16 protein-coding genes are annotated in these 21,364 nt (G+C 72.6%); 11 read left to right on the top strand and 5 right to left on the bottom strand.

All coding sequences use genetic code 11. From position 1 onward, the window contains the following. Positions 1-45: 45 nt before the first annotated feature. Positions 46-696, top strand: coding sequence for a TetR/AcrR family transcriptional regulator (locus OG521_34430; protein ID WUW25587.1), 651 nt, complete (start codon positions 46-48; stop codon positions 694-696). Between the two features lie 10 nt (positions 697-706). Here the strand turns inward: OG521_34430 and def are convergent, their stop codons facing one another. Then, complete coding sequence (def, locus tag OG521_34425; GenBank protein ID WUW25586.1) at positions 707-1,261, bottom strand: peptide deformylase; 555 nt, start codon at positions 1,259-1,261, stop codon at positions 707-709. Positions 1,262-1,384: 123 nt separating this feature from the next. On the opposite strand from def, the gene OG521_34420 reads away from it, so the two are divergent. The 3 genes from OG521_34420 (at position 1,385) to OG521_34410 (ending at position 5,630) form a co-directional block, all read left to right on the top strand. Then, positions 1,385-1,864 carry a nuclear transport factor 2 family protein gene (locus OG521_34420; protein WUW25585.1) on the top strand — a complete coding sequence of 160 codons (480 nt, stop codon included), beginning with the start codon at positions 1,385-1,387 and terminating at the stop codon, positions 1,862-1,864. 107 nt (positions 1,865-1,971) lie between these two features. After that, positions 1,972-4,014, top strand: a complete 2,043-nt coding sequence (locus OG521_34415) for a hydantoinase/oxoprolinase family protein (protein WUW25584.1) — start codon at positions 1,972-1,974, stop codon at positions 4,012-4,014. Next, entirely contained in the window at positions 4,014-5,630 is a 1,617-nt protein-coding gene (locus tag OG521_34410; GenBank protein WUW25583.1) for a hydantoinase B/oxoprolinase family protein, read from the top strand. Before OG521_34415 ends, OG521_34410 begins: the two co-directional genes overlap by 1 nt. Here the strand turns inward: OG521_34410 and OG521_34405 are convergent. From OG521_34405 to OG521_34390, 4 genes are read right to left on the bottom strand one after another with little or no spacing between them, the layout of a single operon-like run. Beyond that, complete coding sequence (locus OG521_34405) at positions 5,627-7,261, bottom strand: helix-turn-helix domain-containing protein (GenBank protein WUW25582.1); 1,635 nt, start codon at positions 7,259-7,261, stop codon at positions 5,627-5,629. The genes OG521_34410 and OG521_34405 overlap by 4 nt on opposite strands. Continuing rightward, positions 7,258-8,322, bottom strand: coding sequence for a DUF917 domain-containing protein (locus tag OG521_34400; GenBank protein ID WUW25581.1), 1,065 nt, complete (start codon positions 8,320-8,322; stop codon positions 7,258-7,260). The genes OG521_34405 and OG521_34400 overlap by 4 nt, the downstream gene beginning before the upstream one ends. Then, the gene (locus OG521_34395) at positions 8,319-9,602 is read right to left on the bottom strand and encodes a hypothetical protein (GenBank protein WUW25580.1); all 1,284 of its coding nucleotides are present in this window, start codon (positions 9,600-9,602) and stop codon (positions 8,319-8,321) included. Before OG521_34395 ends, OG521_34400 begins: the two co-directional genes overlap by 4 nt. Before the next feature lie 52 nt (positions 9,603-9,654). After that, the gene (locus OG521_34390; protein ID WUW25579.1) at positions 9,655-11,001 is read right to left on the bottom strand and encodes an MFS transporter; all 1,347 of its coding nucleotides are present in this window, start codon (positions 10,999-11,001) and stop codon (positions 9,655-9,657) included. Positions 11,002-11,342: 341 nt separating this feature from the next. Between OG521_34390 and OG521_34385 the strand changes: the two genes are divergently transcribed. From OG521_34385 to OG521_34355, 7 genes are all read left to right on the top strand, one after another. After that, a complete protein-coding gene (locus OG521_34385; protein ID WUW25578.1) occupies positions 11,343-12,581 on the top strand; it encodes a MurT ligase domain-containing protein in 1,239 nt (412 codons plus the stop codon). A 34-nt stretch (positions 12,582-12,615) separates the two neighbouring features. Then, a complete protein-coding gene (locus tag OG521_34380; GenBank protein WUW25577.1) occupies positions 12,616-13,344 on the top strand; it encodes a glutamine amidotransferase in 729 nt (242 codons plus the stop codon). Between the two features lie 143 nt (positions 13,345-13,487). Next, the gene (locus OG521_34375) at positions 13,488-14,513 is read left to right on the top strand and encodes a 6-phosphofructokinase (protein WUW25576.1); all 1,026 of its coding nucleotides are present in this window, start codon (positions 13,488-13,490) and stop codon (positions 14,511-14,513) included. A gap of 119 nt (positions 14,514-14,632) precedes the next feature. Beyond that, entirely contained in the window at positions 14,633-15,583 is a 951-nt protein-coding gene (locus tag OG521_34370) for a cytochrome c oxidase assembly protein (protein ID WUW25575.1), read from the top strand. Between the two features lie 115 nt (positions 15,584-15,698). Next, positions 15,699-15,857: a hypothetical protein gene (locus OG521_34365; protein ID WUW25574.1), complete on the top strand. Its 159-nt coding sequence runs from the start codon at positions 15,699-15,701 to the stop codon at positions 15,855-15,857. A 913-nt stretch (positions 15,858-16,770) separates the two neighbouring features. Then, positions 16,771-18,306 carry an endo-1,4-beta-xylanase gene (locus OG521_34360; GenBank protein WUW25573.1) on the top strand — a complete coding sequence of 512 codons (1,536 nt, stop codon included), beginning with the start codon at positions 16,771-16,773 and terminating at the stop codon, positions 18,304-18,306. A gap of 169 nt (positions 18,307-18,475) precedes the next feature. Then, positions 18,476-21,232, top strand: coding sequence for an exoglucanase (locus OG521_34355; GenBank protein ID WUW26896.1), 2,757 nt, complete (start codon positions 18,476-18,478; stop codon positions 21,230-21,232). Positions 21,233-21,364: the final 132 nt, after the last annotated feature.

The following is a 21,364-nucleotide window of genomic DNA, read 5'->3' as shown; positions in this document are numbered from 1 at the left end:
GCGCAGGCAGGACGGACAGGCACGGTCAGGGGTGGGAGAAACGACATGGAGACCACACGACAGGCCGAGCGACAGCGGACCGCGGCCGAGCGCCGCCGCCGCGAGTTGCTCGAGGCCGCCGACCGCGTGGTGCTCAGGGACGGCCCCGGGGCCTCGATGAACGCCATCGCGGCCGAGGCGGGCATCACCAAGCCCATTCTCTACCGGCACTTCGGCGACAAGGGCGGCCTCTACCGCGCCCTCGCCAAGCGGCACACCGACGCCCTGCTGAGCGCGCTGCGGGCCGCACTCGACGCCCCCGCGGACCGCCGCGCCCGGGTCGAGGCGACGCTCGACACCTATCTCGCGGCGATCGAGGCCCGGCCGCAGGTCTACCGCTTCCTGATGCACCCCTCCGAGGACGCGGTGCCCTCCCTCGAGCAGGGCTTCGACGTGGGCCGTCATTCGGCCCCGCTGCTGCGCCGCCTCGGCGAGGAACTCGCCATGGTCATCGCGGAACGGGTCGATCTCGGCCCGGACAGCCAGGAGATGGCGCGGATCTGGGGCCACGGCATCGTCGGCATGATGCACGCGGCCGGCGACTGGTGGCTGGGCGAACGCCCTTGCTCGCGCGAGCAGTTGGTCCGCAGCCTGGCCGACCTGCTCTGGGGCAGGCTGGCAGCGGCGGGCGACCGCCCCGGCGGTCCCGGGTTCTGAACGCGGCCGGTCAGCCGGTGCGCCCCCAGGGCGCCCGGCGGGCCGCACGCAGCGCCCGCACCCGGCGCAGCCCGGTCAGCCGGTCGGTGTAGACGGCGCCGTCGAGATGGTCGCACTCGTGCTGGAGGCAGCGGGCGAAGAAGCCGGTCCCCTCGATCCGCACCGGCTCCCCCGCGATGTCCAGCCCCTCCACCACGGCACGGTCGGAACGCGGCGTGCCCGCCTCGATGCCCGGCAGCGAGAGACAGCCCTCGGGGCCGCGCACGACGACATCGTCCGCCTCGACGAGCCTGGGGTTGACCACGTGCCCGAGGTGCCGGACGTCCTCGTCGTCGGGACAGTCGAAGACGAACACCCGCAGCGGAACACCGACCTGGTTCGCGGCGAGCCCGACGCCCTGCGCCGCGTACATCGTGGCGAACATGTCCTCGACGAGCCGGGCGAGCGAGGGGCCGAAGTCCGTGACGGGCTCGCACGCGGCGTGGAGCACCGGGTCACCGAACAGACTCATGGTCCGTACGAGGCCGGAACTGCCGGGGATGGGGCGGTTTCGCATGCCGGCCATCGTACGTTCCACGCACGGCCCGGCCGCCGTCACCCTTCCCGGGGACGGTGCGGCCTGGCGGTTACGGTGTCCTGCGTCAGCGCCGTCCGGCGCCTCCCCCGCGATCCCCGTCGGAGCCTCCGCATGCACCTCTCCACGCCTTCCGGCACCCCGTCCGCCGCCCGCCCCGGCGCCACCCCCGCCGAGGCCGGGGCCATCTGGTCCCTGGTCACGGGGATGTACGACGCGTACGTCGCGGGGGACCGCGCCCGGATCGACGCGTGCCTCGATCCGGCGGCGACCATCTGGGACTCCGCCGGAGGGCCGCTGGTCCAGGGACAGGACGAGCTGGACCGGCTGCGCGCCGAGCGGCCCGCCGCGGGCGACGGGCCCGAGGAGACCGGGCTGTACGCGTACGACCCGGTCGTCGACGTCTTCGGCGACACCGCGCTGCTGCGGCACTGGCTGCGCGTCACCTTCGCCCCGGCGCCGGGCGGCGTCCCGCTGCTTCCCGAGCTGAGCCGCAACACCGCCGTGCTGCGCCGGAGCGCAGGCGGACGCTGGCTGATCGTGCACCTGCACGAGGACGTCCAGCAGGCGGGCGGCGAGCCCGGGACCGTCTGACCATGCGCCGCGCACGGTGCCGCATCCTCATCCGTGCAGTGCGCACACGCCCGCGTCGACGGCCGCCGATAGCGTCCGCTCATCCTTGAGACAAGCCGGGAGGCGGCATGACGTACCGGGTGGCCATGGACATCGGTGGCACGTTCACCGATGTCGTCGCGTACGACGAGACGCGCGGCACCTATCTCGCAGCAAAGGCCCCGACCACGCCGGGCGATCTGGCGGAGGGCGTCTTCGCCTCGCTGGGCAGAGCCGTCGACGATCCGGGCGACATCTCGTTCTTCGTGCACGGCACCACGCAGGGGCTGAACGCCCTGCTGGAGCGCAAGGGCGCCCGCGTCCTGCTGCTCACCTCCGCCGGGATGCGGGACGTCTACCGCATCGCCCGCGGCAACCGTGACCGCATGTTCGACCTGCACTACCGCAAGCCGGCCCCCCTGGTCGGCACGGCGGACACCGCCGAGGCCGGCGGGCGGCTCGACTGGCGCGGCACCGAGCTGGTGCCCCTCGACGAGGAGGCGGTCCGCGCGGCCGCGCGGCGGGCCCGCGCGGAGGGCTTCGCGGCGGTCGCCGTGTCGTTCCTGTTCAGCTATGTCGACCCGGCGCACGAGCTGCGCGCCGGGGAGATCCTCGCCGAGGAGCTGGGCGATGACGTCATGGTCGTCCTCTCGCACCAGGTGGCGCGCGAGTGGCGGGAGTACGAGCGCACGTCGTCGGCCGTGCTGGACGCGTACACCGGCCCGGTCGTACGCCGCTACCTCGGCCGGATCGAGGAACGGTTCGCCGAGCGCGGACTGGCGGTGCCGGTCCAGGTGATGCAGTCGTCGGGCGGCATCGTCAACGCCGCGTACGCCCGCCGCCACCCGCTGCAGACACTGCTGTCGGGGCCGGTCGGCGGCACGATGGGCGGCACCGCGGCGGCCGCGCTGCTGGGGCGGCCCAACGCGATCTGCGTCGACATGGGCGGCACGTCCTTCGACGTGTCACTGGTCCTGGACGGGCGCCCGGACGTCTCCAACGAGGGCTCCGCGGACGGCTTCCCGGTGCTGATGCCCCTGGTGAACCTGCACACCATCGGCGCGGGCGGCGGTTCGCTCGCCTACGCCGAGGCGGGCGGTCTGCGGGTCGGCCCGGAGTCCGCGGGCGCGGTGCCCGGTCCCGCCTGTTACGGCCGCGGTGGCACCCGCGCCACGGTCACCGACGCGAACGCGGTGCTCGGCCGGGTGGACCCGGAGTGGTTCGCGGGCGGCCACATGACGCTCGATGTCGCGGCGGCGCGGCGTGCCGTCGGCGAGCTGGCCGGTGAGCTGGGCCTCGGGCCCATGGAGCTGGCGAGCGGCATCTGCTCGGTGGCCAATGCCAAGATGGCGCAGGCCATCCGTACCCTGACGGTCGAACACGGCCGGGAGCCGCGGGAGTTCGTACTCCTCGCGTTCGGCGGGGCGGGCCCGATGCACGCCGTCGAGATCGCGCGCGAGCTGGGTGTGGAAGAGGTCGTGGTCCCCCGTTTCCCCGGTGCGTTCTCCGCGTGGGGCATGCTCGGCACCGAGGTGCGGCGCGATCTGACCCGCCAGTTCTTCACGCCGGGCGACACGCTCGACGGCGACGCGATGGCCGGTGCGCTCGCGGGCCTGGAGGCCGACGGTCTGACCGCGCTCGGCGAGCAGCAGATCCCGGCGGAGCGGCGCCGCGTCGAGCACGCGGTGGACATGCGCTACGAGGGCCAGGACTACACCCTGACCGTGCCCCTGACCGACGCCGCCGAACCGGCAGCGGAGGGCTTCCTCGAATCGGTCGCCGACCGCTTCGCCGCGCTGCACGAGCGCCGCTACGGGCATGCCACACCCGGTGCCCCGGTCGAGTTCGTGACGCTGCGCACCACGGCACTGGGCGCGCTGCCGCCGCTGGAGCCCGCCGTGTTCGCACCGGAGACGGGCGGGGCGCCGACGCCCCGCAACAAGTCCGTCCACTTCGACGGCACGGTCCACGACACCCCCGTGCTGCGGCGCGAGCAGCTGTCCGCCGGCACTCATCTGGCAGGTCCCGCGATCATCGTCGAGGCCACCTCCACCACCGTCGTCCCGCCGGACGCGACCGTCACCGTCGACGCGCACGGCTTCCTCGTCATCAAGCTCGGAGGCGCATCCTGATGACCCACGCGACGCATTCGGACGGGTCCGGGATCGACCCGGTCACCACCGAGATCATCCGCTGCGCGCTGCTGCAGGCCGCGGAGGACATGAACACCACCCTGATCCGCTCCTCGTACACGCCCACGATCTACGAGGCCAAGGACTGCGCGGTCGCCCTCATGGACCGCGACCACAACGTCCTGGGCCAGTCGTCCGGGCTGCCGATCTTCCTCGGCAACCTGGAGGAGTGCACCCGGGCCACGGAGCGGATGTACGGGCCCGGCGTCTGGCAGCCCGGTGACGTCTGGGTCCTCAACGACTCCTACATCGGCGGCACCCACCTCAACGACGTCACGGTGTACGCGCCCATCCACGTCGAAGGCGAACTCGTCGGCTTCGCGGCCTCCCGCGCCCACTGGATCGACATGGGCTCCAAGGACCCGGGCGGTTCCATGGACTCGACGACGATCTACCAGGAGGGCCTGCGCATGGGCCCGCTGAAGATCTACGAGGCCGGCGAACCGTGCACGCTCACCCATGACCTGATTGCCCGTCAGGTGCGCTTCCCGCAGCCGACCCTCGGCGACATGCGGGCCCAGGTCGCCTGCGCCCGCACCGGTGCCCGGCGGCTGGCGGAGATCGTGCGGCGCTGGGGCATGGACACCCTGCTCGCCGCCCGCGACGCCATCTTCGAGCAGACGGAGCGGCTGGAGCGCGCCCAGATCGCGGCGATCCCGGACGGGGTGTACGAGGCGACGGGGCACCTCGACAACGACGGGATCGACCTCGGCACCCCGCTGCACGTCACCGTGAAGGTCACCATCGACGGCGACCGCATGACGATGGACGTCACGGACTGCGCCGAGCAGGCGACCGGTCCGGTCAACTGCGGGGCGGCCCAGACGGTCGCCGCCTGCCGGGTCGGCTACAAGCTGCTCGTCAGCGGCGAAGTCCCGCTCAACGGCGGCTCGTTCAAGCCCCTCGACGTGCTGACGCGTCCCGGCACGATGCTCGCGGCGGTCGAACCGGCCGCCTGCCAGTACTACTACTCGCACCTGGGTCTGCTGATCGACCTGGTCGTCAAGGCGCTGGCCCCGGCCGTTCCCGACCGCGCGGCGGCTGCCTCGTACGGCGACTCGATGATCGTGCAGTTCACCGGCCTCGACCCGCGCACCGGCAAGCTGTTCGTCTCCCAGGAGGCGACGGTCGGCGGCTGGGGTGCCTGGGAGAGCGGCGACGGCGAGTCCTGCCTGATCAACAACGTCAACGGTTCGCTCCGCGACATGCCGGTGGAGGTCCTGGAGACGCTGTTCCCGGTCCGGGTCGAGGAGTACGCCGTCCGGTCCGGCTCCGGCGGGCAGGGCCGCACGCGGGGCGGTGACGGGGTGGTCCGTCAGTACCGGTTCACCGCCGACCAGGACCTGTCGCTGTGGTGGGAGCGGTCCGTCACCCCGGCCTGGGGTCTGTTCGGCGGCGAGGAGGGTGCTCCGCCCCGGGTCACGCTCAACCCCGGCCGCGACGACGAGCGTTCCCTGCTCAAGGCCAACGCGCTGCCGGTCCGGGAGGGCGATGTGCTGCGCTGCGAGAGCGGCGGCGGGGGCGGGTTCGGCCCCGTGGGGCACGACACTCCCTAAGGTGTGTCCGCCCCTGATCCGTCTGACAGACCCTGAGGGCTGTCCCGCGATTCCTGGCGGGACAGCCCTTGGTCGCCGCCGAGCAGCACCCGGCAGGCCAGATGGAGGGCGAGCCGCTGCGCCGGGTCGTCCGGGTCGAACCCCAGGGACCTGATGCGGTCCAGGCGCGCGGCCACGGTGTTGCGGTGGACGCCGAGGGCCGTCGCGGCGGGGCTCAGCGCGGCTCCCGTGTCGAGGACGGCCGCGAGGGTGCGCAGCAGGGTGCCGTCGCGGTCCGCTTCGAGGAGCGGGGCGAGGACCGCGGTCGCCGGGCCGCGCAACGCGGCCGCGGGCAGGGCCGCCAGGAGCTGCGCGGTGCCGAGCCGGTCGGCGCGCACCACGCCGCCGGGCGCGCCGGCCGCCGCCACCCCGGCGGCGGCCCGGGCGTCGGCGAGCGCGGCGCCGAGCCCGGGCAGTCCGGCTGCCGCGCCCGCGACGCCTCCGGCCACGGGCACGTACCCGCCGATGTCCGCCAGGGCGGCGCGCAGCCGGCTCTCGGCCCCGGCGACCGGGTCACCGCCGTCCGGGGCCGGGACGGACTGCCAGGCGACCCAGCAGTCGTCGTGCGCGACGAGGGGTCCGCCGGGTCCACGGCCCGCCCACAGCGCGGTGAGCGCGGGCCCCGGGTCCTGTCCCCCGGTCCACGACGCCACCGGCTTCAGCGCGTACGCGACGAACGGGCCCCGCATCGGCCAGCCGAGGCCCGCCGCGAGCGCCCGGGTGTCGGCGGCCGGTTCCGCCGCGAGGAACCGGGTGAGCAGGAGCGTGGCGGTGCGGCCCGAACGTTCTGCGGAGAGGCGGCGGTTGGCCGCCCACGCCGTCAGGGGGGTGACGGCGAGTTCCAGGACGGACGTGACGGTCTTCTCCCAGCCCGCGGCCCGGGACCGGGAACGGGCGTGGAGCGTGACCAGCGCCGTCCCGTCCGGACGGTCGGGGTCGGGAACGGGGAGCGCCACCCGTACGGCCGCGTGCGCCTGTGCCTTGCTTTCCTTCCCATCCTTTCCGTCCTTCCCGTCCTTCCCGTCCTTGCCGGGTGCGGCCGGTTCGCCGAGTGCGGCCGAACGGCCGCCGATGACCGTGCCCGTGGCATCCGTCAGCGCCACGTCGGTGGCCGGCAGGACGGCGTGCAGGGCCGCGAGTACGGGCCCGGCGTGCGGTCCCGCCGCGGCCAGCCGGCGTGCCGCGTGGGCGACGAGCGCGGTGCGGCCGGCCTCGGGCTGGGCGACGGCCGACGCGATGCGCACGGCGGCGTCGAGTGCCGGTTCACGGACGACCAGCAGGGGTACGCCGAGACGCGCCGCGAGTTCCCCCACGGACGCGGCGTGCACGGGTGAGCCCGAGATCACCACACAGGCGGCGGCCTGTTCCCACGCCTTGCGCAGCGCCGTCTCGACGGTCCATCCCGCCTCGGCGATCCGGCCGGTGAGGACGATCGCCGCGTGCGGCTCCAGGCGTTCCAGCGCGTCGAGTTCGTCGACGATGCGGACGTTGCGGATCTCGGAGCGGCGTCCGGCGGTCCCGTGCACGGTGACGTCCGGAAGGGCGCCGTGCTGGACAAGTTCCGCGACGGTCAGGGCCCCGTCGTCGTTCACCACAGGTCCTCCCGGACGCGGTCGAGGGTGTCGGTCGGTCCGCCGGAACGGGCGAGGGCCCGCCCCTGCGGACTCTGCCAGGCCGGGGCGGCGCGCAGGACGACCACGTCGACCCGGGCGCCGGGCGCGGCACGGTCCACGTCGAGGACCCGGCCGTCGCCGGTGAGCATCAGGATCTGGTCGGGCGCGGCCGCGGCGACCGCGCCGTCGGCGAGGGCCAGCAGCACTTCGTTGTGGGCTTCCAGGCGGAAGCGCCGGCGCAGCCCCTCGTCCTCGGTGACGACGACGCTGGTGGGCCGGGACGGCAGCACGCCGGGTGCGGCGGTGCGCGGGACGGGGCCGGCGTGTTCGAGGGCGGTGATGGTGCCCCGGCACAGCGTCCGGGGCTGCCAGGGCGCGTGCCGTCCGGGTCCGGTCAGGGCTCCCGCGGCGGTGGCGCGGCTGACGGTTCCGGGGACCATGTGGCGGGCCAGGGTGGCGCCGTCCATGGGGTATCCGGCGACCACGGCCCAGCCGCCGGCGGCCAGGATCATGGGGCGCAGCAGTTCCTCGACGCGCTGCCGGGGCGATTCGACCGCGACGACGTCCCCCGCCGCGGTGCCGACGGCGAGCGGCGCCGCGCTCACTCCGCCGAGGGTGAAGACGGTCTGTTCCAGGAGCGGCAGGACCCGGCCGCAGCCGTCCCCGTCGACCAGCGGCAGTCCGCACACGGCGGCGGTCACGACGGACAACAGGGCGTTCTCGGCTGCCGTGTTGAGCCCCACGACCGCCTCGGCGCGCCGCCCGAGCAGCCGTTCCAGTGCCCGGACCGCGGCCAGGGGCTCTTCGCCGGTGGGGAGTTGCTCGGCCAGGGCCACCGAGGATCCCATGAACGTGACCGTCACACACAGGCCGACCCCGTCGAGTGCGTCCGGCGCGAGCAGGGTGACGGGTCCGCGCGCGGCGATCTCGGCCCTGGCCCAGTCGAGCGCCACGTGGAACGCGGACTCCTCGATGCCGGACGCGAGGATCCTTGACCCGTCGGCGAGCGACTCCAGCGCCTGGAGCCCGAGGGCGGTCACGGCGTCTGCCCGCTCGACGGGAGGCCGGTGGCCCGGATCCGGACGCGGTGCACTCCGGCGGGCAGATAGGAGACCGGGGCGTGTGTCATGCGGTCCACCCGGACGCTGCCCGGTGCCGCGCCGGCCGCCACTGCCCGGGACAGGGCGTGGCCGCACGCCGTGTCGAGGAGCGCCTCCAGTTCGGCGCGGCCGGTGGCGACGACGATCTGCTCGACCTCGACACCGCAGTCGGCGCGGGCGGCGAACAGCGCGGCGTCGTCGCCGGACTCCGCACCGGACGCGGGTGCCGCTCCCCCGGTCCACACCACTTCGGCGTCCGGCAGCCTCTCGCGTTCCCGGTCCGCCAGGGCTGCGGCGGCCGCCGGGTCGAACCCTCCGGAGCCGTACGGGAGGACCGTCGTCCGGGGGCCGCCGAGGTCCATGCGCAGGCCGAAGGGTCCGGGGCCCGGCTCCGCACGCTCCGGTTCGCCGTCGATCACCGGCACGCAGCGCACGGCGTCGGCCGCCGCGTCGAGGACGAGGGCGCGCCGGATTCCGGTCCGCAGGACGGCGCCGCGTGCCGCGGTGCCGGCGGCGGGGGCCGTGGCGATGACGGGGTGGCCGCGGAAGTACTCGGCGCAGACGACACCGCCGTCGTCCCGGGCGAAGTAGAGCGGAGCGGTGATGCCGTGGGCGGCGAGGGCGCGCGTGGTGTCGGCGACGAGGCCGTCGGCCCAGGCCCCGAGCGCGGCGTTGGCCACGGTCGCGTTCTCCCGCTCCCTCAGTCCGGGCGAGCCGATCTCGTGCGAGAGGCACAGCATGGCGCGCGGCAGGAGCTGTGCGACGGCCGCGGCCGCGGCCCGTTCGGGCGCGGGGCGGGCCGGGGCTCCGGCCGCGCAGATCGCGAAGGCCGACACACCCTCGTCGGCGGCGCGGCGGGCGAAGGCGAGGACCGCTTCGCCGTCGAGCGCCGCGAGCGGGGTCCCGGTGACGGACGCGCCGCCCGCCACGCGGCCGGTCAGCCGGACCGGGCCGCGGGCGGGTGCGAGCGCGGGGTGGCTCGGCGGGGCGATGCGCAGCACGGCGACCGGGTTCGCGTCGAAGGGGCGGCGCCCGAGGTCGGTCACGACGGCGACGGAACGCGGCGGCTCGGGCAGCGGCCCCAGGGCGGTGAGCACGGAACGGAGGCAGCCGGCGAGACCGGGCACGCTGTCGACGGCCGCACGGGCCACCGGTGCGCCGTCGGCCCGTGCGGCGACCGCCACGGTCCTCGCGCGCCCCACGTCGATACCGAGTCTCACGTGGCGATCCTCCCATCGCACGGCGGCCGCCGCCCGGTCCGCGCCGGGCGCCCTACTCCAGATCGCGTCCCTCGGTCTCGGGCAGCGGCACCGCGAAGACCAGGGCGACGGCGAGGAAGCCCATGATGAAGAGGATCGTCGAGGAGTACCCGGTGGCACGGGCCAGCATGTAGCCGACCACGGACGGGGCCAGCGAGGTGGCGCCGAGCTGTGCCGCGGTCGCCCAGGAGTAGCCGGTGGCGCGCAGCGCCGTCGGATAGAACTCGCCGTTCCAGGTGTTCCAGACCCCCCAGGCGCCGAGGCTGAAGAACGAGAGGGCGAAGTTCGCGACGTACATCTCGGTGAGGGTGTCGGAGTACGCGAAGGCGATGCCGGCGACCGCGGCGAGCGCCACGTACGGCAGGAAGATCCGCTTGCGGCCGAACCGGCCGGTCAGGTACGAGGCGGAGACGTACCCCGGGATCATGAACACGGCGCTCAGCGCGACGAATCCGAGGCTCGCGGACATGCTGAGGCCCTTGTCCTGGAGCAGGGTGGGCAGCCAGGTCTGCAGGCCCCAGTAGCCCCAGTTGAAGGCGAAGTTCACGACGAGCATGAGCACGGTCGTCTTCAGCAGCCGGCCGCGGAAGAGCTCGACGGGCCGGCCGGCGAGCTCGGGTTCGACCACCTCGAAGACGGTGCCCTGCGGGACGTCGGCGCCGAGCCGCCTCAGCACGGCCGCTGCGTCGTCGTGGCGTCCCTGCTGGGCCAGCCAGTACGGCGACTCCGGGACCCAGGCCCGGATGGCGAAGACCCAGAGGCCGGCGAGCGCGCTGGCGACGGCGACCACGTGCCAGCCCATGTCACCGAGGAGCTGGGTGGCGCCGACGGCGAGGAGGACGCCGATCGGCCACCCGATGGAGAGGTAGACGGCGGCCCGGCCCCGGCTCTTCGTCGGCAGCAGTTCCAGGAAGTAGGGGAAGGTCACGGTGTAGATGCCGGCCAGGGCGAGGCCGGACAGGAAGCGCGCGGCCATGAGGAGCGTGAAGTTCGGCGCCAGGGCGCTGGCCAGCGCGATCACGCCATACGCCGCCAGGCTCCACAGGCAGACCGCGCGCCGCCCGATCCGGTCGGACACGGGGCCCCACACCAGGCTGCCGGGAATCATGCCGAGGGCCACCGCCGAGAGCACCCAGCCGATACGCCCCTCGTCGATGGCGAAGGCGTCCCCGAGGTCGCCGGACACGTAGACGAGGGCGAGCTGCTCCCAGGACTCGATGACGAACGCCATGAAGAGGGCGAGGGCCGCGAGCAGATGGGAGCGGTTCAGGGACATGTTCTCGAACCAGAAGCCGACGGGCCGTGCGGCGCTCGTGGCCTGCGGTCCGGGGCCCTCCGAGGCCCCGACCTGTGCTGACATCGCGCTCACTGTATGTCCTCCCACACCTGTGTGCCCATCCGTGATCCCGTGGCCGGGCGGAGTGGGCGCACACTAGACGCGGCTCGGGAGCGGCACATGTGCGTGGCGCACTGCGGGAGAACCGGGCCGTGTGCAATCGGCCCTGCAGGGCGTGGTGCGACGCCGCGCGCCCTCCGCCGTGCGGGTTCCGCGGGCTCCCCGGGGGGTACGGAGTGCCGCTTTCGTGCTGCCGCCGGGCGTCTTCGTACGGGAACTCCACACCCCGGACGGTGCCGCCGTGCCTTTGCCGCACCGGACATCGATAGGCTGGGCGCGGACCGATGCAAGGAGGATCTAGGACGATGGCAGGCAACACGGAGCCGTTGTCGCCGCGGGCCAAGCTGGCCGTGACGGCGGGCAAGGCCGCTGCGGCGGTGTCACGGGCGGCCGGGCGGGGCAGCGGATCGGTGATCGGCGGCCGGGTGGCGCTCAAGCTCGACCCCGACCTGCTCGGGCGGCTGGCGCAGCACCTGGACGTGATCCTCGTGTCGGCGACCAACGGCAAGACGACCACGACCCGGCTGATCGCGGAGGCGCTGCGGGCGGCGGGCCCGGTCGTGTCGAACGCGCTGGGCGCCAACATGCCCGCGGGTATCACCTCGGCCCTGGCCGGCGGCTCGGACGCGCAGTACGGCGTGATCGAGGTCGACGAGAAGTACCTCGCCGGGGTCGCCCGCGACACCACGCCCAAGGTGATCGCGCTGCTCAACCTCTCGCGCGACCAGCTGGACCGGGCGGCGGAGACCCGGATGCTGGCCGAGAAGTGGCGGGAGGGACTGTCCGGCTCGAAGGCCGTGATCGTCGCCAACGCCGACGACCCGCTGATCGTCTGGGCGGCCTCCTCCTCCCCCAACGTGGTGTGGGTCGCGGCCGGCCAGGCGTGGAAGGACGACGCCTGGTCCTGCCCGTCCTGCGGCGGTGTGATGCAGCGCCCCGGTGACGACTGGTTCTGCGGCGAGTGCGGTTTCCGCCGTCCGCCGCCCAGCTGGGTCCTGCACGGTGACTACGTGCTGGACCCGCACGGTTCGGCATGGCCCATCCACCTCCAGCTGCCCGGCCGCGCCAACAAGGCCAACGCCACCAGCTCGGCCGCCGTGGCCGCCGTCTTCGGGGTGCCGCCGCAGGTCGCCCTGGAGCGGATGTACCAGGTGCAGGCCGTCGCGGGCCGCTACGACGTGGTCACCTTCCTCGGCCGTGAGCTGCGGCTCCTGCTGGCGAAGAACCCGGCGGGCTGGCTGGAGACGTTCTCCCTGATCGACCCGCCGCCCACCCCGGTGATCCTCTCCGTCAACGCCCGCGGTGCGGACGGCACGGACACCTCGTGGCTGTGGGACGTGGACTACACCCAGCTCGCGGGCCACCCGATCTTCGTGCTCGGTGACCGCAAGCTGGACCTCGCGGTCCGGCTCGAAGTGGCCGGTCTCGACTTCCGGGTCTGCGAGAACCTCGACGAGGCCGTGCAGCAGGCACCGCCCGGCCGCATCGAGGTCATCGCCAACTACACCGCCTTCCAGGATCTGCGCCGTCGTGTCGGCAACTGACCCCGGCCCCGGCCCCCTCCGGAGAGGACGAAGCATGAGCAACAACAGCCTGCGGCTGGTGTGGGTCTACCCGGACCTGCTGAGCACCTACGGCGATCAGGGCAACGCCCTCGTGGTGGAGCGCCGGGCCCGTCAGCGCGGTCTCGACGTCTCGCGCGTCGACGTGCGCAGCGACCAGCCGATCCCCACGTCCGGCGACATCTATCTGATCGGCGGCGGTGAGGACCGGCCGCAGCGGCTCGCGGCGGAGCGGCTGCGCCGCGACGGCGGTCTGAGCCGGGCCGCGTCCAACGGCGCGATCATCTTCTCGGTCTGCGCCGGGTACCAGATCCTCGGCCACGAGTTCATCAACGACCTCGGTGAGCGGGAGCAGGGTCTCGGTCTCCTCGATGTGGTCTCGACCCGCGGCGAGGGTGCGCGGTGCGTCGGTGACGTGCTCGCGGACATCGACCCGCACCTCGGGCTTCCGCCGCTGACGGGGTTCGAGAACCACCAGGGCGTCACCCATCTCGGGCCGACGGCGCGCCCGTTCGCGCGGGTGCAGTTCGGCCGGGGCAACGGCACGGGCGACGGCACCGAGGGCGCGTACAACGACACCGTTTTCGGTACGTACATGCACGGTCCGGTGATGGCGCGCAACCCGCTGATCGCGGATCTGCTGCTGAAGCTGGCCCTCGATGTGAACGCGCTGCCGCCGACGGACGACCGCTGGTACGAGGCGCTGCGCGCCGAGCGGATCGCCGCCGCGACCCAGCCCGCCTGATGAGGCGTATTTCGCTCAGCTGAGCGGAGTCCAGCAGGCGGACGCCCGGTTCGGTCCCGCCACCCTGCGCCGGTAGGGTGGCGGGGATCCAACCGGACGACGTGGTCCGGTCGTCGGCCCACGTTGCAAAGGTTTCCCGGGCAATGCGAATTGGTGTGCTCACCTCCGGCGGCGACTGCCCCGGCCTCAATGCCGTCATCCGTTCCGTCGTCCACCGCGCTGTGGTCGACCACGGCGACGAGGTCATCGGCTTCCACGACGGGTGGCGGGGCCTCCTCGAGTGCGACTACCGCAAGCTCGACCTGGACGCGGTCGGCGGCATCCTCGCCCGCGGCGGTACGATCCTCGGCTCCTCCCGGGTCCAGCCCGCGCACCTGCGCGGCGGCGTCGAGACGGCCAGGGGCCATGTCGCGGACCTCGGCCTCGACGCGATCATCCCGATCGGCGGCGAGGGCACGCTGAAGGCCGCCAATCTGCTGTCCGAGGCGGGACTGCCCATCGTCGGCGTTCCGAAGACGATCGACAACGACATCGCGTCCACCGACGTGACCTTCGGCTTCGACACCGCGGTGGGCGTGGCCACCGAGGCCCTCGACCGGCTGAAGACCACCGCCGAGTCCCACCAGCGCGTCATGATCGTCGAGGTCATGGGGCGCCACACCGGCTGGATCGCCCTGCACTCGGGCATGGCTGCCGGTGCGCACGCCATCGTCGTCCCCGAGCGTCCCTTCGACATCGACGAGCTGACCGAGCTGGTCGGCCGGCGCTTCTCGGCCGGCAAGAAGTTCGCGATCGTCGTGGTCGCCGAGGGCGCGAAGCCGCGCGAGGGCTCCATGGAGTTCCAGTCGGGCGTCAAGGACATCTACGGGCACGAGCGCTTCGCCGGTGTGGCGACGCAGCTCTCCATCGAGCTGGAGCAGCGCCTGGGCAAGGAGGCGCGTCCGGTGATCCTCGGCCATGTGCAGCGCGGCGGCACGCCGACCGCGTACGACCGCGTCCTCGCGACCCGCTTCGGCTGGCACGCGGTGGAGGCGGCGCACCGCGGTGAGTTCGGGATGATGACGGCCCTGCGCGGCACGGACATCACGATGGTGCCCCTCGCGGACGCGGTGGAGACCCTGAAGACGGTCCCCGCCGAGCGCTACTCCGAGGCCGAGTGCGTGCTCTGAGACACACCACCGTCTGAGAACCGCCCCCGGCCGCAGTTGCGGCCGGGGGCGGTTCTACTCTGGTCGGGACAACCGGCACGAAACGGGGACGTCCCGACGTCCCCATCGGGAGTGAACAGATGGATCACAGCGGGCACGGCATGAACATGGATCTGCCGCCGTTCACGCTGGGACGCGGACTCCAGTTCTCCGCGGACCCGTTCTTCCTGACCGGCTGCGTCCTCGCGGTGGTCCTGTACGGATACGCGGTGCTGCGGCTGCGCGGGCGCGGGGACGCGTGGCCGGTCAACCGGACCGTCTTCTTCGTCGTCGGCGTGCTGTCCATCGCCCTGGTGATGTGCACCGGTCTGAACGACTACGGCATGGTCATGTTCAGCGTGCACATGGTGCAGCACATGGTGATCAGCATGCTCTCGCCGATCCTGCTGCTGCTGGGCGCGCCCGTGACACTCGCACTGCGTGCCCTGCCGGTCGCCGGGCGTGGCACCAAGGGGCCCCGCGAACTCCTGCTGATGCTGCTGCACAGCCGGTACATGAAGATCATCACGCATCCGGTGTTCACCATCCCGCTGTTCATCGCCAGCCTGTACGCGCTGTACTTCACGCCGCTCTTCGACTTCCTGATGGGTTCGACGGCCGGGCACCTCGCGATGATGGTGCACTTCCTGGCGGTGGGCCTCGTCTTCTTCTGGCCGATCATGGGCATCGACCCGGGGCCGCACCGCCCGGGCTATCTGATGCGGATGCTGGAGCTGTTCGCCGGGATGCCGTTCCACGCCTTCTTCGGCATCGCGCTGATGATGGCGAGCGAGCCGATGGTGAAGGTGTACGAGAACCCGCCCGCCTCCCTCGGTATCGACGCCCTGTCCGACCAGAACGCCGCGGGAGGCATCGCGTGGGCGTTCAGCGAGATCCCGTCGGTGCTGGTCCTGGTGGCCCTGGTGTTCCAGTGGTACCGCTCGGAACAGCGGACGGCGAAGCGCACGGACCGCGCCGCGGACCGGGACGGCGACCAGGAGCTCCAGGCTTACAACGCCTATCTCGCGTCGTTGCAGGCGCGCGGACAGTAGCGGTGGAGGGGCCTTCGGGGTGACGATGGCAGTCACGGCCGTGCGGAGAGCGTGCGTGCCGGGCGTCGGGGCGCAGACGGGGAACCCCGGACAGGACCTCTAGGAAGGTGCGCGCATGTCCGGATCCACGAAGACCATGGGAGTGCTCACCGTAGGTGCCCTGGTGGCAGTCACCGCGTACACGGTGGCACTGGGGAGCAATGGCTGGCTCTGGTTCGGCTGGGTGGTGCTGGGGCTGATCACTATCGGGATGGTGGCCACCCGGGAGACCTGAGCCGGGGCGCAGCAGGGCGGCACCGTCGCGTACACCCGGGCGGTGCCGAGCGCGTGCCCGGCGCCGCGCGCGTTCGCCCCTGCTCTTCGGACGCCGTGCCGCCGGCCGCGTCCGAGGAGTCCGTGACGGGCGTCGCTCAGGAACGCTCGCGGCCCGCGTCGCGTCCCGCAGTCCGGTCCCGGCCCCTGCATCCCGCCAGGGGGCATCTCGCCGTCGTCCCGGCGGCAGTCCGAGCCGCTGCACTCGCCGACCGCTCCGGCGGCGGTGGTGGCTCCTCCCCCGGCCCCGACCGGGCAGGCCCGTATCCGTACATCTGGACCATCCGCCCGGCGACGTCCGGCTCGCTCACGGTCCGCCGAGACCGGCTCGGCCCACTCGGATCGCAGCGGCCGCCCGTCACTCTCCGTTAATGGGAGAACACAGGCGTCCCTCGGCTCCGCGACGACGACAGCCGCACCGATGAGCTGCCCGTCCGGCTCACCCCGGACCGCTGTGCAGTGGGTTTACCACCCGGAGCCGGGGCGGCACCCCGATGGCGTCGATCCGCGGCACATCATTGCGTGGGCGGCACAGGCTCCCGAGGTGTCACCGAGCGTACCCGCGCGGATCGACGCCGCCCGCGCCCCGACGGCACTCCGCGCAGCCGTTCGCCCACCCCGTCGCGCGCGCCGGCCGCGCCGCGCCGGCCGTCCGTTCGGAGTGTGGCCGAGTTAACGCGCTCGTAAGGGAGTTGTGATTTAAGTCTTGACAGGTGCCTATCACCACGCCACCTTGGGAGCGCTCCCACAATCAAGACTTGCACACTCCACTCCCCTCCCTTCTCCCCCAACACCGGGCGGCGACAAGGGCGTTGCGGGGCGCAGCCGCGCTCCTCGTGATGCTCCACGCTGCCCGGCCGAGGAAGGCGTTTGTCATGAGCTTGGTGAAGCGCTGCAGACACAGGCGCACCGGAGGGCTCCCGGCCCTCGTGGTCGGTGCCCTGGCCCTCGCCACCACCCTGACGGGTGGACCGGCGACCGCGGCCGAACAGGGCACGTTGCATGAACTCGCCGCCGCCCAGGGCAGGTACTTCGGCTCCGCCACCGACAACCCCGAACTGCCCGACGCCGCCTACGCGGCCACCCTGGGCTCCGAGTTCGGGCAGATCACCCCCGGCAACTCCATGAAGTGGGACACCACCGAGCCGGTGCGGGGCCAGTTCAGTTTCGCCAAGGGCGACGCGATCACCGACTTCGCGCAGCAGCACGGCCAGACCGTGCGCGGCCACACCCTCGTCTGGCACAGCCAGCTGCCCGGCTGGGTCGGTTCGCTGCCGTCGGCGCAGGTGGAGGCGGCCATGACGAATCACATCACCGAGGAAGCGGCGCACTACCGCGGCGCGGTCTCCGCGTGGGACGTGGTGAACGAGCCGTTCAACGAGGACGGGACCTTCCGCACGAGCCCCTTCTACACCGCCATGGGCAGCGACTACGTCGCCACCGCCCTGCGCGCCGCCCATGCCGCGGACCCGGACGCGAAGCTGTATCTCAACGACTACAACATCGAGGGGCTCGGCGCGAAGAGCGACGCGATGTACGCCCTGGTGAGCGAGCTGCTGGCCGAAGGTGTGCCGCTCGACGGGGTCGGGATGCAGGCGCATCTGGCCGTCCAGTACGGCTTCCCGTACCAGATGCAGGCGAACATGCAGCGGTTCGCCGGCCTCGGTCTCGACGTGGCCGTCACGGAGCTCGACGTACGGATGCAGTTGCCCTCCGACGCCGCCAAGACCGCCACCCAGACCTCGTACTACCGGCAGGTGACCGAGGCCTGCCTGGCGGTCGCGCGCTGCGTCGGCATCACGGTCTGGGACTACACGGACAAGTACTCCTGGGTCCCGAGCACGTTCCCGGGTGAGGGCGCGGCCAATCTGTACGACGAGGACCTGGCACCGAAGGGCGCCTACTCCGCCGTGCGCGCCGCACTGGGCGGCGGCGACGACGGCGGGGAGGGCGGCGGACCCGGCGCGCTCAAGGCGCAGTACCGCAGCGCCGACTCCTCGGTGGCCGACAACCAGATCAAGCCCGGTCTCCAACTCGTGAACACCGGTGACACGGCGGTCGACCTCGCGGACGTGACGGTCCGCTACTGGTTCACCTCCGGCAACGGGGCCTCCACGTACAGCACTTGGTGCGACTGGTCCCCGATCGGCTGCTCCACCGTGACCCACCGGGTCGCCGCCGTAAGCACCCCGGCGGCTGGCGCCGACCACTACCTCGAAGTGGGCTTCAGGAGCGGCAGCCTCGCGCCGGGCGCCACCACGGGGGAGATCCAGCTGCGCCTCAACAAGACGGACTGGTCGAACTTCGACGAGTCGGACGACTACAGCCACGGCACCGGCACCACGTACGCGGACGCCTCGAAGATCGCCGTGTACGCCGACGGCGAGCTGGTCTGGGGCATCGAGCCCTGACCGCAGGCCGCACCGGCCCGCTCCCCCTCAGCTCTTCCGCTCCCCGCGCTTTCCGTACTTTCCGCTCGCCCCGTCCCCTTCCGCACCCCTCCTTCCCCCGACGACACCCGCCAATGGAGGATTTGTGTCGATATCACGTAGAACATTCAGCAGCGCCCTGGGCGGCAGCCTGCTGGCCATGGGCCTGGCGCAGGGCACCGCCGTCGCGAAGCCCGCGGCCCCGGCGGCCGGCTCCGGTGCCCGTGCGGCCGCGGCCGACGACCCTTACACCCAGGCCTTCCTCACCCAGTACGGCAAGATCAAGGCGTCCGCCAACGGCTACTTCAGCCCGGACGGTCTGCCGTACCACTCGGTCGAGACCCTGATGGTGGAGGCGCCCGACCACGGCCACCAGACGACGTCGGAGGCCGTCAGCTTCTGGATGTGGCTGGAGGCGGCGTACGGCAGGGTGACCGGTGACTGGGCGCCCTTCAACGCGGCCTGGGCGGTGGCCGAGAAGACCATCATTCCCCAGCACGCGGACCAGTCGACCGCCGACTCCTACAACCCGTCGGCCCCCGCCACCTATGCTCCCGAGCACCCGCTGCCGAGCGGCTACCCCTCCGCCCTGGACGGCACGGTCAAGGTCGGCACCGACCCGCTGGCCACCGAACTCGCCTCGTCCTACGGCACGATGGACGTCTACGGCATGCACTGGCTGATGGACCTGGACAACGTCTACGGCTACGGCAACAAGCCGGGCACCGGCGGCGAGTCCGGTCCGGGCGCCGGCGCCTCGTACATCAACACCTACCAGCGCGGAGCGCAGGAATCGGTGTGGGAGACGGTCCCGCAGCCGACGACCGACCTGTTCAAGTACGGCGGCCCCAACGGATATCTCGACCTGTTCGTCGGTGACGCGAGCTATGCCAAGCAGTGGAAGTACACCAGCGCGCCGGACGCCGACGCCCGCGCGGTGCAGGCTGCCTACTGGGCGTTCCGCTGGGCCTCGGACCAGGGCAAGGAGAGCCAGGTCGCGGCCTCGGTCGCCAAGGCCGCCAAGATGGGCGACTACCTCCGCTACGCCATGTTCGACAAGTACTTCAAGCGGATCGGCGACTGCACCGACCCCGCCTCCTGCCCGGCCGCGACGGGCCGGGACTCGCAGCACTACCTGCTGTCCTGGTACTACGCCTGGGGCGGCGCCGCGGCGGGCAGTGGCGGCGGCTGGGCCTGGCGCATCGGTGACGGCGCCTCCCACCAGGGCTACCAGAACCCGCTGTCGGCCTGGGCGCTGTCCAACGTACCGGCGCTGACGCCCAAGTCGGCGACGGCCAGGGGCGACTGGTCCAAGAGCCTGACCCGGCAGCTGGAGTTCCTGACCTGGCTGCAGTCCAGCGAGGGCGCCTTCGCGGGCGGCTGCACCAACAGCTGGGAGGGGAGCTACAGCGAGCCGCCGGCCGGCACGCCCACCTTCTACGGCATGGCCTACGACTGGCAGCCGGTCTACCACGACCCGCCGAGCAACAACTGGTTCGGATTCCAGGCCTGGGGCATGGAGCGCCTCGCCGCGTACTACCACGAGACGGGCAACGCGTCCGCCGAGGCGGTGCTGTCCAAGTGGGTCGCCTGGGCCTCGTCGGAGACGACGGTGGGCGCCGACGGCAGCTTCCGCTTCCCGTCGACGCTCAACTGGACGGGGCAGCCGGACACCTGGAACGCGGCGAACCCGGGGAGCAACTCCGGTCTGCACGTCACGGTCGTGGACTACGCCAACGACGTCGGCGTGGGCGCCGCGTACGTCAAGACGCTCACCTACTACGCCGCCAAGTCGGGTGACGAGGACGCCGCGGCGCTGGCCAAGGCGCTACTGGACGCGATGGCGCTGAACGCCACCGACAAGGGCATCTCGGTGCCGGAGACCAGGAAGGACTACAACCGGTTCAACGACGAGGTGTACATCCCGGCCGGGTGGTCGGGCACCATGCCGAACGGCGACACCATCGAGCCGGGGTCGACCTTCATCGACATCCGCAGCTGGTACAAGGACGACCCGGACTGGCCGAAGGTGCAGGCCTATCTGGACGGCGGCGCGGCCCCCACCTTCACGTACCACCGGTTCTGGGCGCAGGCGGCGCTGGCGCTGGCCTTCGCGATCTACGCGGAGCTGCTGGTGGAGGGCGGCGGCGAGCCGGGCGGGGACACCGAGGCCCCGACGGCGCCGGCCGGCCTGGCCGTGACCGCGACGACCAGCAGCAGTGTCTCGCTCTCCTGGTCGGCCGCCACCGACAACGTCGCGGTGACCGGCTACGACGTCTACCGCAACGGGGTGCTGGCGGGGAACGCGACGACCCGGGCGTTCACCGACACCGGCCTCGCGGCGGCGACCGAGTACAGCTACGCGGTCGCGGCGCGGGACGCCGGCGGCAACACCTCGGCCCTGTCCGCGGCGGTCACCGCCACCACGAAGTCGGGCGGCTCGACCGGCACCGGTGCGGTGAAGGTCCAGTACAAGAACACGGACTCCTCGGCGACCGACAACCAGATCAGGCTGGGGCTGCAGGTCCTCAACACGGGCAGCGCCCCGATCGACCTGTCGACGGTGAAGGTGCGCTACTGGTTCACCTCCGACGGCGGCCCGAGCACCTTCGGCACGTACTGCGACTACGCGGCGCTCGGCTCGTCCACCATCACCCACGCGGTGTCGGCGGTCTCCAGCCCGAAGACGGGGGCCGACCGCTATCTGGAGATCGGGTTCACCGGGGGCGCGGGCACCCTGGCCGCCGGAGCGTCCACCGGTGAGATCCAGCTGCGGCTCAACAAGAGCGACTGGTCCAACTTCAACGAGGCCGACGACTACAGCCGGGCCACCAACACCGCGTACGCGGACACGTCCAAGGTCGGGGCCTATGTGGCCGGCGCCCTCGCCTGGGGTGTCGAGCCGTGACCGGCAGACGGTTCCCGGCCCCGGCCCGGACGGCGTACGTCAACGGCGCCCTGTCCTCGTGCACCACCCCGTGACCCGCCGCTGACCGGCCGGGCCACCCACCGCACTCCCGATGGCGGGTCAACCACTCAC

The sequence above is a fragment of the Streptomyces sp. NBC_01463 genome (genome assembly GCA_036227345.1).
Taxonomy (GTDB): Bacteria; Actinomycetota; Actinomycetes; order Streptomycetales; family Streptomycetaceae; genus Streptomyces.
The sequence above is the reverse complement of the archived record's forward strand: the minus strand, read 5'-3'. Positions and strand labels throughout refer to the sequence as shown.

Excerpts from the sequence above, each read along its gene's own strand:
- OG521_34430 (WUW25587.1), top strand. The coding sequence starts at position 46 with ATGGAGACCACACGACAGGCCGAGCGACAGCGGACCGCGGCCGAGCGC.
- def (WUW25586.1), bottom strand. The coding sequence starts at position 1,261 with ATGGCCGGCATGCGAAACCGCCCCATCCCCGGCAGTTCCGGCCTCGTA.
- OG521_34420 (WUW25585.1), top strand. The coding sequence starts at position 1,385 with ATGCACCTCTCCACGCCTTCCGGCACCCCGTCCGCCGCCCGCCCCGGC.
- OG521_34415 (WUW25584.1), top strand. The coding sequence starts at position 1,972 with ATGACGTACCGGGTGGCCATGGACATCGGTGGCACGTTCACCGATGTC.
- OG521_34410 (WUW25583.1), top strand. The coding sequence starts at position 4,014 with ATGACCCACGCGACGCATTCGGACGGGTCCGGGATCGACCCGGTCACC.
- OG521_34390 (WUW25579.1), bottom strand. The coding sequence starts at position 11,001 with ATGTCAGCACAGGTCGGGGCCTCGGAGGGCCCCGGACCGCAGGCCACG.
- OG521_34385 (WUW25578.1), top strand. The coding sequence starts at position 11,343 with ATGGCAGGCAACACGGAGCCGTTGTCGCCGCGGGCCAAGCTGGCCGTG.
- OG521_34380 (WUW25577.1), top strand. The coding sequence starts at position 12,616 with ATGAGCAACAACAGCCTGCGGCTGGTGTGGGTCTACCCGGACCTGCTG.
- OG521_34375 (WUW25576.1), top strand. The coding sequence starts at position 13,488 with ATGCGAATTGGTGTGCTCACCTCCGGCGGCGACTGCCCCGGCCTCAAT.
- OG521_34370 (WUW25575.1), top strand. The coding sequence starts at position 14,633 with ATGGATCACAGCGGGCACGGCATGAACATGGATCTGCCGCCGTTCACG.
- OG521_34365 (WUW25574.1), top strand. The coding sequence starts at position 15,699 with ATGTCCGGATCCACGAAGACCATGGGAGTGCTCACCGTAGGTGCCCTG.
- OG521_34360 (WUW25573.1), top strand. The coding sequence starts at position 16,771 with ATGAGCTTGGTGAAGCGCTGCAGACACAGGCGCACCGGAGGGCTCCCG.